Origin of the sequence: Compostimonas suwonensis (assembly GCF_002797855.1) — a bacterium.
Lineage (GTDB): Bacteria > Actinomycetota > Actinomycetes > Actinomycetales > Microbacteriaceae > Compostimonas > Compostimonas suwonensis.
The window spans coordinates 84,099-101,070 of sequence record NZ_PGFB01000007.1 but is presented as its reverse complement, the minus strand read 5'-3'; the positions used below and the strand labels follow the sequence as shown (position 1 = coordinate 101,070).

Genomic DNA, 16,972 nt, shown 5'->3' with positions numbered 1-16,972 from the left:
GTTTTCGATACAACGCCGTATCCGGATACTCGAATGTATCGAATACACTTGTGTATCGACAAGCCAGTTCAGGAAGGTTTCAGCTTGGATTCGTCAGCACTCAACGACGACGCCCCCGCAGACTCCGCACGTCGCCGCAGAACCCGCGACAGGCTCGTGGATGCCGCGTACGAGGTGTTCGCCGAATACGGGGTCCACGCGGCATCCGTCGAGATGATCTGCGAGCACGCGGGGTTCACCCGCGGCGCCTTCTACTCCAACTTCCAGGCGAAGGAGGAGCTCTTCTTCGCGCTCATGGAGCGGGAGAACACGATCCGCATCGGGCGCCTGCAGCAGGGCATCGCGTCGTTCCTCGACCCGATCGCCGGCGACCACCCGAGCTTCGGCGAAGAGGTGGTCGAGACGATCATCCGGCAGTTCCTCGAGCTGCAGGCCGACGACCGCCGCTGGTGCCTCGTGCAGAGCGAGTTCGCCCTGCTGGCCATGCGCGATCCCTCGGTCGCGGGGTCGTATCGGACGTTCCAGGCCGAGTTCCTCGATCAGCTCACCGCGATCATCGTTCAGGCCATCGACACCGTGGGCCTGCGCTTCTCGATCGACGCGCGCTCGGCGACCCGGCTCATCGTCGGCAGCTACGAGGACGCGATGGTCGACTCGATCCTCGACCCGGGAGGACCCGGCGCCTCCGAACGGGCGCTCGGGGAGCTGACGGCCGTCATCCTCGCGCTCACGAGCCCCAGCGAGCAGGGCCCGAAGGCGCTCGGGAAGACCGAGCCGGTCGCGGGCGTGCTCAGCAGCTGAGCGGTGTCAGCAGCTGAGCGGGATTGAGCGGCGTCAGCGGCTGAGCAGGGTTCCGAGCGCCTTGCGCGAGCGGGCGAACCGCTGCTTGCGCACGGGCTGGGCGGTGTGCGTGCGCGCGTAGGCGAGCGTCTCGACGAGGAGCTCGAGGCGCTCCTGCTCCGTGCGGGCCTTGCGGGTGTTGACCTCGGCGACCACGTGGCCGCTCCACCCGGAGGCGACGAGCATGCCGAGCACCTCGCCGATCGGCTGACTGCCGCGGCCCGGCAGCAGGTGCTCGTCGAAGACCTTGCCCTCGTCGAGCGAGCCGGAGCCGTCGCAGAGGTGGATGTGGCGCAGGCGCGTTCCGAGAGCGGTGGCCATCTCGAGGCCGTCGCGGCCCGAGAGCGCGGCGTGCGAGAAGTCGAGGGTGACCGCGTCCGCGTCCATGACCGTCGGATCCCAGCCGGGGGAGTATGCCTTGAGGCTGCGGCCGCCGACCTTCCACGGGAACATGTTCTCGACGGCGATCTCGGTGCCGTACGCGGCGCTCGTCTCGCGGACGATCTGCAGGAAGTCCTCGGCGTAACCCGACTGCCAGCGGAACGGCGGGTGCACGACGACCGTGGAGGCGCCGACATCCCGGGCCAGTGCCGCGGACCTCTCGAGCTTGACTTTCGGGTCGCGGCCCCAGACGAAGTGGGTGAGCAGCAGCACGGGTGCGTGGATCGAGAGGATCGGCATCGAGTACTTCTCGGAGAGAGCCCGCAGGGCGTCGGCGCTCTGCGTGGTCTCGTCGCGGGTGACCATCACCTCGATGCCGTCGTACCCCGCGAGCGAGGCCAGGCGGAAGGCGTGCTCGGGGGAGAGCGGGAAGACGCACGAGGTGCTCATGCCGATGGTGATCATCGCGTCGATTCTACCGTCGGGGCCTGTGAATACGGGGTGTCGATCGTGTGTCGGGGTCATGTCGGGAACGCATCCATACAGCGACGAATCCGCACACGCCGCCTGCTGATACGCTGAGGACGATCCCCATGAGGTATCGAGCCGGAGGAGTTGACAGGCGATTTCGAACACGACTGCGAAGGCAACGGAGGGGGCGGAGAACGAGGTCTACGGACTCGTCATCGTCTCCAACCGACTACCCGTCGACCACCAGACCGACGACGACGGCACCACGAGCTGGCGCACCTCGCCGGGCGGGCTCGTGACCGCGCTCGAGCCGGTCATGCGCGAGAACGACGGGGCCTGGGTCGGCTGGCCCGGTGTCGCCGACCAGGACATCGAGCCCTTCGACAACGACGGCATCCGCATCATCCCCGTGCGCCTGAGCGCGCAGGAGCTCGAGGAGTACTACGAGGGCTTCTCCAACGACACGCTGTGGCCGCTGTACCACGACGTCATCGCGCCGCCGACCTACCACCGCGAATGGTGGGAGAGCTACGTCGACGTCAACCGCCGGTTCGCCGCGGCCGCCGCCGAGATCGCGAGCCCCGGCGGAGTCGTCTGGGTGCAGGACTACCAGCTGCAGCTCGTCCCGAGGCTCCTGCGCGAGCTGCGCCCCGACCTCGTGATCGGCTTCTTCAACCACATCCCGTTCCCCGCCTACGGCATCTACTCCCAGCTGCCGTGGCGCACTCAGATCATCCAGGGGCTGCTCGGCGCCGACGTCATCGGATTCCAGAGACCAGCGGATGCCGGCAACTTCTCCCGCGCCGTGCGCAGGCTGCTCGGCTACAACACCCACGGCACCTTCATCGACGTGCCGGTCTCGAGCGACGGGCCGGACACACTGCCCTCGGGGGTCGCGGCCCGCGTCATGACGACACGACGCGGAGACGTCGTGCGCTCCGTGGTCGCCAAGCACTTCCCGATCTCGATCGACTCGCAGAGCTATGAGGAGATGGCGCGCCGCCCCGACATCCAGGCGCGCGCCCGTCAGATCCGCGAAGACCTCGGCAACCCGAAGACGATCATGCTCGGCGTCGACCGCCTCGACTACACGAAGGGCATCGGGCACCGGCTCAAGGCCTTCGGCGAGCTGCTCGCCGAGGACAGGATCTCGGTCGAGGACGTGACGCTCGTGCAGGTCGCGAGCCCCAGCCGGGAGCGGGTGGAGACCTACCGGCTGCTGCGCGACGAGATCGAGCTCACGGTCGGCCGCATCAACGGCGACTTCAGCACGATCAGCCACCAGGCGATCAACTACCTGCACCACGGCTATCCGCGCGAGGAGATGGTCGCGCTGTACCTCGCGGCCGACGTGATGCTCGTGACCGCACTGCGCGACGGCATGAACCTCGTCGCGAAGGAGTACGTGGCCGTGCGCTACGACAACGACGGGGTGCTCATCCTGAGCGAGTTCGCGGGCGCCTCCGACGAGCTCAAGCAGGCGCTGCTCATCAACCCGCACGACATCGACGGGCTCAAGGACACGATCATGCGGGCCGTCGAGATGCCGCGCGCCGAGCGTGTGCGCCGAATGCGCGCCCTGCGCAAACGGGTGCTCGAGAACGACGTCGCGAAATGGTCGGAGAGCTTCCTCGACACGCTCGTCAACGGCTCGGCGCGGTTCACGAGCTCGAACGTGCATCCCGCGACGCGCACGGCCCGTGGGGACGGCAGCTGAGGTGGGCGACAGCGCGATCCCGGCAGCACTGCGCGACGCCCTCACCGAGCTGGGCGGTGCAGAGCACGTGCTCGTGGCGCTCGACTTCGACGGCACGCTCGCGCCCGAGGTCGACACCCCCGACGAGGCCCGGGCGCTCCCGGCGAGCGCGGCAGCGCTCCGCGCGCTCGAGGCGCTTCCGCGAACATCGGTGGCGCTCGTCTCGGGGCGGTCGCTCGAGAGTCTCGAACGGGTCGCTGAGGCCCCGGCATCCGTCTTGCTCGTCGGCTCGCACGGCGTCGAGCTGAGGCTCGGCGACGCCGACCGGCACCCTCCGCTCTCCGGAGAGGAGGAAGCGACGGCCGTGCGGCTCGAGCAGACGCTCCGCGATGTCGCCGACGGCTTCGACGGGGCCTGGGTCGAGCGCAAGCCCGCGGGCTATGCGCTGCACACCCGGCTCTCCTCCGCGGACGACGCACGCGCAGCGCAGGAGCTCGCGCGCATCCGGGTCGAGGCCGCCTTCAGGGGGCTCACGCCGCGCGTCGGCAAGAACGTTCTCGAGTTCGCCGTGCGCTCGGCCACGAAAGGCGACGGGATCGCGGCGCTGCGCGAGTTCACGGGCGCGACCGCCGTGCTCTACGCGGGTGACGACGTGACCGACGAAGACGGCTTCCGGGCGCTCGGCGCGGGGGATGTCGGCATCAAGGTGGGCGAGGGCGAGACCGCCGCCGCCTTCCGCGTGACCGGCCCCGAGGCGATGGCCGAGGTGCTGCGGCTGCTCGCCGAAAGCCGCGCCCGCCTCGTGCTCCCGCGGTGAGCCCGCGACCCCTCCCGCGCTGAGCGAAGAGGGCTGTTCGAGGTTCTAGACTCGTAACATGCCGGAAATCGATCTGAAGCCACGCAGTCGCGTCGTCACCGACGGTATCGAAGCCACGACCTCACGCGGAATGCTCCGTGCGGTCGGCATGGGCGATGCCGATTGGGACAAGCCCCAAATCGGAATCGCGAGCTCGTGGAACGAGATCACCCCGTGCAACCTCTCGCTCGACCGCCTCGCGCAGGCGTCGAAGGAGGGCGTGCACTCGGGTGGCGGCTACCCCCTGCAGTTCGGCACCATCTCGGTCTCCGACGGCATCTCGATGGGGCACGAGGGCATGCACTTCTCGCTCGTCTCGCGCGAGGTCATCGCCGACTCGGTCGAGACCGTCATGATGGCCGAGCGCCTCGACGGATCCATTCTCCTCGCGGGATGCGACAAGTCGCTGCCCGGGATGCTCATGGCCGCCGCGCGCCTCGACCTCGCCTCCGTCTTCCTCTACGCGGGCTCGATCGCGCCGGGCTGGGTCAAGCTCAGCGACGGCACCGAGAAAGACGTCACGATCATCGACTCCTTCGAGGCGGTCGGCGCCGTCAAGGCCGGCCGGATGTCGACGGAGGACGCGAAGCGCATCGAGTGCGCCTTCGCCCCCGGCGAAGGTGCCTGCGGAGGCATGTACACGGCCAACACCATGGCGAGCGTCGCCGAGGCCCTGGGCATGAGCCTGCCGGGCTCGGCCTCGCCGGCGGCGGCCGACCGCCGCCGCGACTACTTCGCGCACCGCAGCGGCGAGGCCGTCGTCAACCTGCTGCGTCTCGGCATCACGACCCGCGACATCCTCACCAAGAAGGCCTTCGAGAACGCCATCGCCGTCGCGATGGCCTTCGGCGGCTCGACCAACGTCGTGCTGCACCTGCTCGCGATCGCGAACGAGGCCGAGGTCGAGCTCACCCTCGACGACTTCAACCGCATCGGCGACAAGGTTCCGCACATCGGCGACCTCAAGCCCTTCGGCAAGTACGTCATGAACGACGTCGACCGCCACGGCGGCGTGCCGGCCGTGATGAAGGCGCTGCTCGACGCGGGCCTGCTGCACGGCGACGCGCTCACCGTCACGGGCAAGACCGTCGCCGAGAACCTCGCCGAGATGACGATCGACCCGCTCGACGGCGAGGTCATCCGAACGCTCGACAACCCCATCCACAAGACCGGCGGCCTCACGATCCTCAGCGGGTCGTTCGCTCCGGACGGCGCCGTCGTGAAGACCGCGGGCTTCGACCTCGAGACCTTCACGGGCCCGGCGCGCGTCTTCGAGCGCGAGCGCGCGGCGATGGACGCCCTCACCGAGGGCGCGATCAACAAGGGCGACGTCGTCGTCATCCGCTACGAGGGCCCCAAGGGCGGCCCCGGCATGCGCGAGATGCTCGCCATCACCGCGGCCATCAAGGGCGCGGGCCTCGGCAAGGATGTACTATTATTGACCGACGGTCGATTCTCAGGCGGCACAACCGGACTGTGCATCGGCCACATAGCACCCGAAGCAGTGGACGCAGGTCCCATTGCCTTCGTGCGCGATGGTGATCTAATACGGGTCGATATCGCAGCTCGCTCGCTCGACCTACTGGTCGACCCCGCTGAGCTAGCAGCTCGCCGAGAAGGCTGGGCTCCTCTCCCACCGCGCTATACCCGTGGCGTTCTCGCAAAGTACTCGAAGCTCGTGCATTCCGCAGCGGAAGGCGCGGTCACCGGGTAGCTCTGCGCCTCCATCCACCATCACCACGTCTCAAGGGAACTCGATGTCCACGGAATCATTACCCGTGCCTCCATCCACGAAGCCCGGCCGCCCCGCGTCCGAGCCTGAAATCCTCACCGGAGCCGAGGCGGTCGTCCGCACGCTCGAGCTCCTCGGGGTCACCGACGTCTTCGGTCTCCCCGGCGGTGCGATCCTCCCCGTCTACGATCCGCTCATGGACAGCACGAAGATCCGCCACATCCTGGTGCGCCACGAGCAGGGCGCCGGTCACGCGGCCGAGGGCTACGCGGCATCCAGCGGCCGGGTCGGCGTGTGCATCGCGACCTCCGGACCCGGCGCCACCAACCTCGTCACGGCGATCGCGGACGCCTACATGGACTCCGTGCCCATGCTCGCCATCACCGGCCAGGTCTTCTCGACCCTGATGGGTACGGACGCCTTCCAGGAGGCCGACATCGTGGGCATCACGATGCCGATCACGAAGCACAGCTTCCTCGTGACCCGGCCGGAGGACATCCCGCAGGCGATCGCCGAGGCGTACCACATCGCCGGCAGCGGTCGCCCCGGCCCCGTGCTCGTCGACATCACCAAAGACGCGCAGCAGGATTCGGCGCCGTTCAACTTCAGCGTCTGGCCGCCCAAGTTCGACCTGCCCGGCTACCGGCCGGTCACGAAGGCGCACGGCAAGCAGATCCAGGCGGCGGCCCAGCTGCTCGTCGACGCGAAGAAGCCGGTGCTCTACGTGGGCGGCGGCGTCGTGCGGGCCCGGGCCTCGCAGGAGCTGCTGGAGCTCGCGAACGAGATCGGTGCGCCCGTCGTCACGACGCTCATGGCTCGCGGCGCGTTCCCCGACTCGCACGAGCTCAACCTGGGAATGCCGGGTATGCACGGCACCGTTCCCGCGGTGCTCGCCCTGCAGGAGTCCGACCTCATCGTCTCGCTCGGCGCGCGCTTCGACGACCGGGTCACCGGCAAGGCCTCGCTCTTCGCCCCCAAGGCCAAGGTCGTGCACGTCGACGTCGACCCGGCCGAGATCGGCAAGATCCGGCAGGCCGACGTGCCCATCGTGGGCGACGCGAAAGACGTCATCGCCGACCTCGTGGTGGCCTACCGCGAGACGAAGGCGCTGAGCGCCCCCGACTTCACCGAGTGGTGGGCCTACCTCGACGGGCTGCGCTCCGAGTTCCCCCTGGGCTACTCCGAGCCGAGCGACGGCCACATGGCGCCGCAGTACGTCATCCAGCGGATCGGCGAGCTCACCGGCCCCGAGGGCGTCTTCGCCGCGGGCGTCGGCCAGCACCAGATGTGGTCGGCGCAGTTCATCAAGTACGAGCGCCCCAACGCCTGGCTCAACTCGGGCGGTGCGGGAACGATGGGCTACTCGGTCCCCGCGGCCATGGGCGCGAAGGTCGCCCAGCCCGAGCGCGACGTCTGGGCGATCGACGGCGACGGATGCTTCCAGATGACCAATCAGGAGCTCGCGACCTGCACGATCAACAACATCCCGATCAAGGTCGCGATCATCAACAACTCCTCGCTCGGCATGGTGCGCCAGTGGCAGACGCTGTTCTACAACGGCCGCTACTCGAACACCGACCTCAACACGGGGCACGACACCATCCGGGTGCCCGACTTCGTCAAGCTCGCCGAGGCCTACGGAGCCCTCGGCATCCGCGTGACGAAGCCGGACGAGGTGGATGCCGCGATCAAGCTCGCCCTCGAGACGAACGACCGCCCCGTGGTGATCGACTTCGTCGTGAGCGCCGACGCCATGGTCTGGCCGATGGTGCCGCAGGGCGTGAGCAACAACTACATCCAGTACGCCATCGATCACAGCCCCGCCTGGGATGAGGAGTAGACCATGAGCCACGTTCTCTCCCTCCTCGTCGAGGACAAGCCGGGCATCCTGACCCGTGTCGCCGGGCTCTTCGCCCGTCGCGGCTTCAACATCGAGTCGCTCGCCGTGGGCACGAGCGAGATCGAGGGCCTCTCGCGCATCACCGTCGTCGTCGACGTCGAGGAGCTGCCGCTCGAGCAGGTCACCAAGCAGCTCAACAAGCTCATCAACGTGATCAAGATCGTCGAGCTCGACCCGACCCAGTCGGTGCAGCGCGAGCACCTGCTCATCAAGGTGCGCGTCGACAACACGACCAGGTCGCAGGTGCTCGAGGCCGTCAACCTGTTCCGCGCTCGGGTCGTGGATGTCGCGACCGACGCCCTCGTCATCGAGGTCACGGGCGACTCCGGCAAGACCAACGCGCTGCTCAAGGTCTTGGAGCCGTACGGCATCAAGGAGCTCGCGCAGTCCGGCCTGCTCGCGATCGGCCGCGGCTCGAAGTCGATCACCGAGCGCGTCTACAAGAACTGAGCGCCTGACACCAGACGCGCACCGCACCACCCACATCGTCGGTCCTTCGACCAGGTTCATGGACCGGAACACATAAGGAGAGAAACTAACGTGACCGAGATCTTTTACGACAGCGATGCAGACCTCGCCCTGATCCAGGGCAAGAAGGTCGCCGTCATCGGCTATGGCTCGCAGGGCCACGCGCACGCGCTCAACCTGCGTGACTCGGGCGTCGAGGTCGTCGTCGGGCTCAAGGACGACTCGAAGTCGAAGCCGAAGGCCGAGGAGCAGGGCTTCACCGTGCTGCCCGTCGCCGAGGCGTCCGCATGGGCCGACGTCATCGTCATCCTCACGCCCGACCAGGTTCAGCGTCACGTCTACGCCGACGACATCAAGCCGAACCTCGCCGAGGGCAAGGCGCTCGTCTTCGGCCACGGCTTCAACATCCGCTTCGGCTACATCGAGGCCCCCGAGGGCGTCGACGTCGTTCTCGTCGCCCCCAAGGGCCCGGGCCACACCGTGCGCCGCGAGTACGAGGCCGGCCGTGGCGTCCCCGTGATCGTGGCCGTCGAGGTCGACGCCTCGGGCTCGGCCTGGGAGCTCGCCTGGTCGTACGCGAAGGGCATCGGCGGGCTGCGCGCCGGCGGCATCAAGACGACCTTCACCGAGGAGACCGAGACCGACCTGTTCGGCGAGCAGGCCGTGCTCTGCGGCGGCACCTCGCAGCTCGTGCAGTACGGCTTCGAGGTTCTCACCGAGGCCGGCTACCAGCCGCAGATCGCCTACTTCGAGGTGCTCCACGAGCTCAAGCTCATCGTCGACCTCATGTGGGAGGGCGGCATCGCCAAGCAGCGCTGGAGCATCTCCGACACGGCCGAGTACGGCGACTACGTCTCGGGCCCGCGTGTCATCGACCCGCACGTGAAGGAGAACATGCAGGCCGTTCTCGCCGACATCCAGTCGGGTGCCTTCGCCGAGCGCTTCATCGCCGACCAGGATGCGGGAGCGCCCGAGTTCACGGCCCTGCGGGCCAAGGGCGAGCAGCACCCCATCGAGGCCACCGGCCGCGAGCTGCGCAAGCTCTTCGCGTGGAACAAGAGCGACGACGACTACGTCGAGGGCAGCGTCGCACGCTAATCCTCGCGGTACCCGTTCGCCGGCCTTCGCCGGTTCGCGTCATCGATCGAGCCCGTCGAGGTCTGCCCGGAGTTCTCCGGGTGGGCCCGGCGGGCTCGATCGTGTTTTCGCGGTCCACAGGACGACACGGGATGGCACGTGGCGGCACAGTGCGGCACGTGGCGGCACAGTGCGGCACGTGGCGATGCTGCCGTGGTCGGCTGACGCAAAGGCGGAGACGGTACCGTGGAGTGGTGAGCAACGACCGTGACGACGACGCCCTGAGCTGGGCGGGCGACGACGATCCGACGCTGGTGTCGAAGACGCGGGATGCCGCGGCGGCACCGGTCGCGCCCGGCACCGCCGGGCCTCCCGCCGAACCTGCCGCCGGTTCCCGCCTCGAGGGCCGGATCGCGGAGGGTCCCGCCGTCGAAGAGTCTGGCGTCGGGGAGTCCGCCGTCGGGGACTCTGACGTCGAAGACCGTGAGGTGGAGGACTCGGGCTTCGAGGCCCCCGACGTCGAGGGCTCCGCCCCGGATGCCGACGACGACCTTCCGCCGCAGACGAGCTCGGTGCTGCTCGTGACACTGGGGGTGCTCGGCGGCGTCTACCTGCTCTTCACCATCGGCTGGGCGGTCGCCGTGCAGAGGCTCGCCGGCGTCTTCGTCTTCTCCGACGCCGTCGCCCAGGGGATGTTCGTTCTGGGGGAGTGGCTGGCGATGGCCGCCCCCGTCGTCTGGTTCTTCGTGACGATCTGGCTCACCCGCGACTCCGTCCGCGCCCGCGTGCTGTGGCTTCTGCTGGGTGTGCCGCTGCTCGCGCCCTGGCCGTTCATCCTCGGGCTGGGGGCGGTATGACCGACGCGACGAACCCGGAGAACCCGGAGAACCCGGAGAACCTGCCCGGCATGACAGCGAGCCCGTCCGAGCACACCCCCGTGCACGAGTCGATCGAGACCGCGGCGAAAGAGCCGGCGCCCTGGCTCGTGGGCGCCGTCGCGGCGGTCTTCGGCCTGTTCTACGCCTACGACGTCTGGGAGGCCGTCGGCAACCTCGTGGGCGTCACCTCCGGTGCCGCCGGCCTCGGCACGAGCGTCAGCCCGGTCGGCTGGATCGTGCTCATCGGCGGCCTCCTGCTGCCGGTCGTCGTCTTCGTGCTCGCCGTCTGGCTGGGTCGCGGGCGCGCGACACTGCCCCGTGCCGGCATCCTGTTCGCCGGCCTGTGCCTCGTCGCCGCCCTCTCGCTCTCGCTCGTGACGATCTTCGGTTTCGGCGCGCTCATCTCCTGAGGCGCTGAGGCGCTGAGGCGCGCGAGTCGCGCCAAACCGTCGAAAACGCAGCTCTGGGGAACGGTTCGACGCGACTCGCGTGCGAGCGGATGCCGGGAGCGCCCCCGTGGCGCGGAGCGAGCGCGCGCCTCCACTAAAGTGTGAAGGGACTGCGCCCCCACGGTTGAGCGGCGCGTCATTCACCCCGTTCCGACCTGAAGGGTCCGTTCCGTGTCAAAACCGGTCGTGCTGATCGCCGAAGAATTGTCTCCCGCCACCGTCGACGCCCTCGGGCCCGACTTCGAGATCGTGTCCGTCGACGGCACGGACCGGCCCGCGCTGCTCTCCGCGCTCCAGACCGCCGACGCCATCCTCGTGCGCTCCGCGACGAAGGTCGACGCCGAGGCCCTCGCGGCGGCTCCGAACCTCAAGGTCATCGCCCGTGCCGGCGTCGGCCTCGACAACGTCGACATCAAGGCGGCCACCCAGGCCGGAGTCATGGTCGTCAACGCGCCGACCTCGAACATCATCTCGGCGGCCGAGCTGACCGTCGGCCACATCCTGAGCCTCGCCCGCCACATCCCCGCGGCCCACAACGCCCTCGCCCAGGGCCAGTGGAAGCGCTCGAAGTACACGGGTGTCGAACTCTACGAGAAGACGATCGGCATCATCGGCCTCGGCCGCATCGGCGCGCTCATCACCGCGCGTATGCAGGCCTTCGGAACGAACGTCATCGCCTACGACCCCTATGTGACCTCGGCCCGCGCCCAGCAGCTCGGGGTGACCCTCGTGACGCTCGACGAGCTGCTCGCGCAGTCGGACTTCATCACGATCCACATGCCGAAGACGCCTGAGACCACGGGCATGATCGGCGAGGCGCAGCTCGCGCTCATGAAGCCGACCGCCTTCATCGTCAACGTCGCGCGCGGCGGCCTCATCGACGAGACGGCCCTCGCCGCCGCTCTCACCGCGGGCACGATCGCGGGCGCCGGCCTCGACGTCTTCGTGAGCGAGCCGCCCACCGACTCGAGCCTGCTCGGCCTCGAGAACATCATCGTCACGCCGCACCTCGGCGCATCGACCGACGAGGCGCAGGAGAAGGCGGGTGTGTCCGTCGCGAAGTCGGTGCGTCTCGCGCTCTCCGGCGAGCTCGTGCCCGATGCCGTCAACGTCGCGGGCGGTGTCATCGACCCGAGCGTGCGCCCCGGCATCCCGCTCATCGAGAAGCTCGGCCAGGTCTTCTCGGGCCTCGCCGAGAGCCCTCTCACGAGCCTGGATGTCGAGATCCGCGGCGAGATCGTCGAGTTCGACGTGAGCGTGCTCAAGCTCGCCGCCCTCAAGGGCATCTTCACGAACGTCGTGAGCGAGACGGTCTCCTACGTCAACGCCCCGCTGCTCGCGGAGCAGCGCGGCCTCGAGGTTCGCCTCATCACCGACCCGGTCTCCGAGGAGTACCGCAACCTGCTGACCCTGCGCGGAGCGCTCAGCGACGGCTCGCAGATCTCGGTCTCCGGAACCCTCACGGGCACCAAGCAGATCGAGAAGATCGTCGAGATCAACGGCTACGACGTCGAGGTGCCGATCGCCGAGCACCTCATCGTGATGCTCTACGCCGACCGCCCGGGGATCGTCGCGATCTACGGCAAGGAGTTCGGCGAGGCCGGCATCAACATCGCGGGTATGCAGATCGCGCGCCGTGCGGCGGGCGGCCAGGCGCTGAGCGTGCTCACGGTCGACTCTCCCGCGCCGGAGGGCCTGCTCGAGAAGGTGCGCATCGCCATCGAGGCCGATGTGCTGCGCGAGATCGACATCACGGAGTCGTAGAACACGGAGTCGTCGGCGCCGAGTCCTAGAGCACGGCGTCGTAGGCACAGTGTCGTCGGGCGTCGGGACATTTTTGCGGCGGGCTGTCGATTCTCGCGGCATCCGTTCGTGGTCTTCTCAGCAGGCAGGAAGCCTGCCGAACAGGCACAGCCTCACCGGGCGACCGGCCGGCGCGCGCCGCGCCTACCGCGCGGCGATCGCGGAGGAGACGAGCGCCTCGGTGCGCCGCTTCCTCGCCCGGCGGCTCGACGAGCTCGGCTGAGGCGGGATCGGAGCTCGGCGGCGCAGTAATCTTGCTGTAAGCGCTATCGAAGGAGAACCATGACCCGCACCGTTCGTCTCGCCGTGATTCCCGGAGACGGGATCGGACCCGAGGTGGTGCAGCAAGCGGTCAGGGTGCTCGACGCGGTCGCGGCATCCGCTGATCTTCTCGTCGAGAAGACCTCGTTCTCCCTCGGAGCGGCGCGCTACCTCGAGACCGGCGACATCCTCACCGACGACGACCTCGCGGCGATCGCGGGGCACGACGCGATCCTCCTGGGCGCCGTCGGCGGCGACCCCCGCGACCCGCGGCTCGCCGGCGGCATCATCGAGCGCGGTCTGCTGCTCAAGCTGCGCTTCGCCCTCGACCACTACGTGAACCTGCGCCCGACCGTGCTCTACCCGGCGGTGCCCAGCCCGCTCGCGAACCCCGGCGAGGTCGACTTCGTCGTCGTGCGCGAGGGCACGGAGGGCCCCTACGTGGGCAACGGCGGCGCGATCCGGGTGGGTACGCCCGCCGAGATCGCCAACGAGGTGTCGGTCAACACGGCCTTCGGCGTCGAGCGCCTCGTGCGCTACGCCTTCGCGAAGGCGGCGTCGCGCCCCCGCAAGAAGCTCACGCTCGTGCACAAGACCAATGTGCTCGTCTTCGCGGGCAGCCTCTGGCAGCGCACGGTCGACCGGGTCTCCGCCGAGTTCCCGGGCGTCGCCGTCGACTACCTGCACGTCGACGCCGCGACGATCTTCCTCGTGCAGGACCCTGCTAGATTTGACGTCATCGTCACGGACAACCTCTTCGGCGATATCCTCACCGATCTCGCGGGCGCTATCAGCGGCGGGATCGGATTGGCGGCCTCCGGAAACATCAACCCAGACGGTGTGTTCCCGAGCATGTTCGAGCCCGTCCACGGTTCCGCGCCCGACATCGCCGGCAAGCAGCTGGCGGATCCCACAGCGGCGATCCTCTCCGTCAGCCTCCTCCTCGACCACCTCGGTCTGGGCGAGGCGGCGGCCCGGGTCACCGCGGCGGTCGCCGCAGACGTCGCGAGCCGCGGGGGAGCCGCCCGCACCACGGCCGAGGTCGGCGACGCGATCGTCGCCCGTCTGGCCGAAGACTAGACTTTCCGAAATTCGAAGAGGACCCGTCATGACGACACCGACCAGCACGTTCTTCCCGCTCAAGTTCCAGCTCACCCCCTCGCAGGATGCGCGGGCCGAGGCCGAGCGCGAGCTCATCCTCGCCGACCCGGGCTTCGGCCAGCACTTCACCGACCACATGGTGCAGATCGTCTGGACCGAGGGTGAAGGATGGCACGACGCGGCCGTTCTCCCCTACGGGCCCCTCGTGCTCGACCCCGCCGCCGCCGTGCTGCACTACGCTCAGGAGATCTTCGAGGGCCTCAAGGCCTACCGTCAGGCCGACGGCTCGATCTGGAGCTTCCGCCCCGACGCGAACGGCCGGCGGCTGCAGCGCTCGGCCCGGCGCCTGGCCCTGCCCGAGCTCTCCATCGACGACTTCGTCGAGTCGCTGCGCCAGCTCGTGAGCACGGATGCCGCGTGGGTGCCGTCGGCGCCCGAGACGAGCCTCTACATCCGCCCGTTTATGATCGCGACCGAGAGCTTCCTCGGCGTGCGGCCCGCGCAGGAGGTGGGCTACTACGTCATCGCGAGCCCGGCCGGCGCCTACTTCGCCAACGGCGTCTCGCCCGTGTCGATCTGGCTCTCGACCGAGTACTCGCGCGCGGGCAAGGGCGGAACGGGCGCCGCGAAGACGGGCGGCAACTACGCCTCCTCGCTGCTGCCCCAGGCCGAGGCCTACGAGCACGGCTGCGCGCAGGTGCTCTTCCTCGACTCGGTGGAGGGCAGGTACCTCGAGGAGCTCGGCGGCATGAACGTCGTGCTCGTCTACAAGGACGGCACGCTCGTGACCCCCGAGTCCGACAGCATCCTCGAGGGCATCACGCGTGACAGCATCCTGCAGCTCGCGCGCGACCGCGGCCACGCCGTTCAGGAGCGCAGGGTGACGATCGACGAGTGGCGTGAGGGTGTGGCATCCGGCGACATCGTCGAGGTGTTCGCCTGCGGCACCGCCGCCGTCGTGACGCCCATCGCGATGCTCAAGGCCGAGGGCTTCACGGTCGGCTCGGAGGACGCGCCGGCGGGAGAGCTCACGATGTCGCTGCGGCAGGAGCTCACCGACATCCAGTACGGCCGTCTGCCCGACAGGCACGGCTGGATGACGCGGCTCGTCTGACGCGGATCGCTCCGCGGCGGGCCCCGTTCGCGAACTAAGCTCGCAGTATGAAGATCGCCCGGTTCAGTCACGACAGCGCCATTTCCTTCGGGATCCTCGACGAAGACGAGGAGGAGCTCATCGTGCTCGCCGGCGACCCCATGTTCGCCGGCTTCGACACGACGGGGGAGCGGGTGTCGCTCAACTCGGCGAAGCTGCTCGCGCCGGTGATCCCGCGCTCCAAGATCGTCGGCATCGGCAAGAACTACAGCGACCACGCCGCCGAGATGGGCGGCGAGGCGCCGAGCGAGCCGCTCGTCTTCCTCAAGCCCAACACGGCCATCATCGGGCCGGACGAGCCGATCATCCTCCCGCCCGACAGCCAGCAGGTCGACTTCGAGGGCGAGCTCGCGGTCGTCATCGGCAGCGTTGCGCGCAACGTGCGAGCCGAGGATGCCGCGGAGGTGATCTTCGGGTACACGATCGCGAACGACGTGACTGCTCGCGATCTGCAGCGCTCCGACGGGCAGTGGACGCGCGCGAAGGGCTTCGATACCTTCTGCCCGATCGGCCCGGTCATCGAGACCGAGCTGCAGTGGGACGAGCTGAGCATCGAGACGCGTGTGAACGGCAAGCTCCAGCAGAGCGGCAACACGGGCGACATGGTGCACGGCGTGCCCGAGATCGTCGCCTACGTGTCGCGCATCTTCACGCTTCTGCCGGGCGACCTCATCCTCACCGGAACGCCCTCGGGCATCGGTCCGATCGCCCACGGCGACACGGTCGCGATCGACATCCAGGGCATCGGCACGCTCTTCTCGCCGGTCGCTGCGCGCTAACGCTCAGGCGACCGCCTCGAGCACGCGCTCGACGTCGTCCATCGTGTTCCAGAGGTGGAACGCGACACGGGCGCGACCGGCACGGCCCGACGCGGTGAGCCCCGCGGCGGCGAGCCGCCGCAGACCTTCGCCCGCGGCATCCGGCCAGGTGACGATCGCCTGATCCCTCGCCTCGATGCCGAGCCCCGCGCACAGGGCGTTGCCGAGGGCCGAGTTGTGCGCGCGCACGGCCTCGCCGTCGAGGCCCGCGAAGAACCGCAGGGCGGCCGCGGCCCCCACCCACACCGGCCAGGCGGGCGAGACGTCGAAACGGCGGGCGTCGGAGGCGAGCTGCATGACGGGCCCGTAGCAGGAGCCCCAGACCTCCTCGCCCGCGTACCAGCCGGCGTGAACGGGCACGAGGCGCTCGGCGAACTCCTCGCTCACCGTCAGGAAGCTGGCGCCGCGCGGCGCGCACAGCCACTTGTAGCTGTGGCAGACCGTCGTGTCGAAGAGCGAGGCGTCGATCGGCAGCCAGCCCGTCGCCTGGGTCGTGTCGCAGAGGGTCGCCGCCCCGTGCGCCCGGGCAGCGGCGACGATGCGCTCGAGGCTGGCGATCTCGCCCGTCGCCGACTGCACGGCCGAGAAGGAGACGAGGGTCGTCGTGGGGCGGATCGCGTCGGCGAGCTGTGCGAGGGGCGCATGCCGCACCGTGACCCCGCGCCCGGCCTGCGCGAGGAACGGGAAGACCGCCGAGCTGAAGTCGCCGTCGACGCAGAGCACCTCGGCGCGGTCGGGCAGGGACGCCGCGATCATGCCGATCGAGACGGAGGCCTGCGAGCCGACCGAGACGCGGCTCGCGGGCACTCCGACGAGGCGGGCGAAGCTCTCGCGGGCGGAGCGCACGGACTCGTCGTAGGCCCGGGCGTCCACCCTGCCGAGAGCCCAGGTGTCGAGATCGTCGTTCATCGCCGCACGGGTGCCGCGCGTGGGGATGCCCAGTGTGCAGGCGGCCAGATAGCCGGCACCGGCGCCGAACTGCTCGCGGGCCTCGGCGAGGTGCGCCCGGGCCTCGTCGATCCGTGCGGTGCGCGTCGCGTGCGGGGTGCCTGTCGGATGCTGGGTGCGTGCCGGGTCGTCCATGGTTC

At 69.1% G+C, this 16,972-nt stretch carries 15 protein-coding genes; 13 read left to right on the top strand and 2 right to left on the bottom strand.

The genetic code is table 11. From position 1 onward, the window contains the following. The first annotated feature begins 84 nt into the window (after nt 1-84). Nucleotides 85-801 carry a TetR/AcrR family transcriptional regulator gene (locus tag CLV54_RS16775; protein ID WP_211294592.1) on the top strand — a complete coding sequence of 239 codons (717 nt, stop codon included), beginning with the start codon at nt 85-87 and terminating at the stop codon, nt 799-801. A 33-nt stretch (nt 802-834) separates the two neighbouring features. On the opposite strand, the gene CLV54_RS16770 is transcribed toward CLV54_RS16775, so the two are convergent. Continuing rightward, complete coding sequence (locus CLV54_RS16770) at nt 835-1,686, bottom strand: sugar phosphate isomerase/epimerase family protein (RefSeq protein ID WP_100346149.1); 852 nt, start codon at nt 1,684-1,686, stop codon at nt 835-837. Nucleotides 1,687-1,846: 160 nt separating this feature from the next. Between CLV54_RS16770 and otsA the strand changes: the two genes are divergently transcribed. The 12 genes from otsA (at nt 1,847) to CLV54_RS16705 (ending at nt 15,845) form a co-directional block, all read left to right on the top strand. Then, nucleotides 1,847-3,409 (top strand): alpha,alpha-trehalose-phosphate synthase (UDP-forming), encoded by a 1,563-nt coding sequence (gene otsA / locus CLV54_RS16765; RefSeq protein ID WP_100346148.1) that lies wholly within the window; start codon nt 1,847-1,849, stop codon nt 3,407-3,409. Continuing rightward, the gene (otsB, locus tag CLV54_RS16760; RefSeq protein ID WP_100346147.1) at nt 3,393-4,205 is read left to right on the top strand and encodes a trehalose-phosphatase; all 813 of its coding nucleotides are present in this window, start codon (nt 3,393-3,395) and stop codon (nt 4,203-4,205) included. Before otsA ends, otsB begins: the two co-directional genes overlap by 17 nt. A 58-nt stretch (nt 4,206-4,263) precedes the next feature. Further along, nucleotides 4,264-5,958, top strand: coding sequence for a dihydroxy-acid dehydratase (gene ilvD / locus CLV54_RS16755; RefSeq protein ID WP_100346146.1), 1,695 nt, complete (start codon nt 4,264-4,266; stop codon nt 5,956-5,958). 43 nt (nt 5,959-6,001) lie between these two features. Next, nucleotides 6,002-7,816: an acetolactate synthase large subunit gene (locus tag CLV54_RS16750; protein ID WP_100346145.1), complete on the top strand. Its 1,815-nt coding sequence runs from the start codon at nt 6,002-6,004 to the stop codon at nt 7,814-7,816. Nucleotides 7,817-7,819: 3 nt separating this feature from the next. Beyond that, nucleotides 7,820-8,326 (top strand): acetolactate synthase small subunit, encoded by a 507-nt coding sequence (gene ilvN / locus CLV54_RS16745; protein ID WP_100346144.1) that lies wholly within the window; start codon nt 7,820-7,822, stop codon nt 8,324-8,326. 90 nt (nt 8,327-8,416) lie between these two features. Continuing rightward, nucleotides 8,417-9,442, top strand: coding sequence for a ketol-acid reductoisomerase (ilvC, locus tag CLV54_RS16740; RefSeq protein ID WP_100346143.1), 1,026 nt, complete (start codon nt 8,417-8,419; stop codon nt 9,440-9,442). A 233-nt stretch (nt 9,443-9,675) separates the two neighbouring features. Further along, the gene (locus CLV54_RS16735; RefSeq protein WP_157803051.1) at nt 9,676-10,278 is read left to right on the top strand and encodes a DNA polymerase III subunit gamma/tau; all 603 of its coding nucleotides are present in this window, start codon (nt 9,676-9,678) and stop codon (nt 10,276-10,278) included. Next, complete coding sequence (locus tag CLV54_RS16730) at nt 10,275-10,709, top strand: hypothetical protein (protein ID WP_100346141.1); 435 nt, start codon at nt 10,275-10,277, stop codon at nt 10,707-10,709. The genes CLV54_RS16735 and CLV54_RS16730 overlap by 4 nt, the downstream gene beginning before the upstream one ends. A gap of 210 nt (nt 10,710-10,919) precedes the next feature. Beyond that, nucleotides 10,920-12,512, top strand: a complete 1,593-nt coding sequence (gene serA, locus CLV54_RS16725; protein WP_100346140.1) for a phosphoglycerate dehydrogenase — start codon at nt 10,920-10,922, stop codon at nt 12,510-12,512. A gap of 321 nt (nt 12,513-12,833) precedes the next feature. After that, entirely contained in the window at nt 12,834-13,892 is a 1,059-nt protein-coding gene (locus CLV54_RS16715; RefSeq protein ID WP_100346138.1) for a 3-isopropylmalate dehydrogenase, read from the top strand. A 28-nt stretch (nt 13,893-13,920) separates the two neighbouring features. Further along, entirely contained in the window at nt 13,921-15,027 is a 1,107-nt protein-coding gene (locus CLV54_RS16710) for a branched-chain amino acid aminotransferase (RefSeq protein ID WP_100346137.1), read from the top strand. A gap of 47 nt (nt 15,028-15,074) precedes the next feature. Further along, the gene (locus CLV54_RS16705) at nt 15,075-15,845 is read left to right on the top strand and encodes a fumarylacetoacetate hydrolase family protein (RefSeq protein ID WP_100346136.1); all 771 of its coding nucleotides are present in this window, start codon (nt 15,075-15,077) and stop codon (nt 15,843-15,845) included. A 3-nt stretch (nt 15,846-15,848) separates the two neighbouring features. On the opposite strand, the gene CLV54_RS16700 is transcribed toward CLV54_RS16705, so the two are convergent. Beyond that, nucleotides 15,849-16,967, bottom strand: coding sequence for an aminotransferase class V-fold PLP-dependent enzyme (locus CLV54_RS16700; protein WP_100346135.1), 1,119 nt, complete (start codon nt 16,965-16,967; stop codon nt 15,849-15,851). Nucleotides 16,968-16,972 lie beyond the last annotated feature (5 nt).

Excerpts from the sequence above, each read along its gene's own strand:
- CLV54_RS16770 (WP_100346149.1), bottom strand. The coding sequence starts at position 1,686 with ATGATCACCATCGGCATGAGCACCTCGTGCGTCTTCCCGCTCTCCCCC.
- ilvD (WP_100346146.1), top strand. The coding sequence starts at position 4,264 with ATGCCGGAAATCGATCTGAAGCCACGCAGTCGCGTCGTCACCGACGGT.
- CLV54_RS16750 (WP_100346145.1), top strand. The coding sequence starts at position 6,002 with ATGTCCACGGAATCATTACCCGTGCCTCCATCCACGAAGCCCGGCCGC.
- ilvN (WP_100346144.1), top strand. The coding sequence starts at position 7,820 with ATGAGCCACGTTCTCTCCCTCCTCGTCGAGGACAAGCCGGGCATCCTG.
- CLV54_RS16730 (WP_100346141.1), top strand. The coding sequence starts at position 10,275 with ATGACCGACGCGACGAACCCGGAGAACCCGGAGAACCCGGAGAACCTG.
- CLV54_RS16715 (WP_100346138.1), top strand. The coding sequence starts at position 12,834 with ATGACCCGCACCGTTCGTCTCGCCGTGATTCCCGGAGACGGGATCGGA.
- CLV54_RS16710 (WP_100346137.1), top strand. The coding sequence starts at position 13,921 with ATGACGACACCGACCAGCACGTTCTTCCCGCTCAAGTTCCAGCTCACC.
- CLV54_RS16705 (WP_100346136.1), top strand. The coding sequence starts at position 15,075 with ATGAAGATCGCCCGGTTCAGTCACGACAGCGCCATTTCCTTCGGGATC.
- CLV54_RS16700 (WP_100346135.1), bottom strand. The coding sequence starts at position 16,967 with ATGGACGACCCGGCACGCACCCAGCATCCGACAGGCACCCCGCACGCG.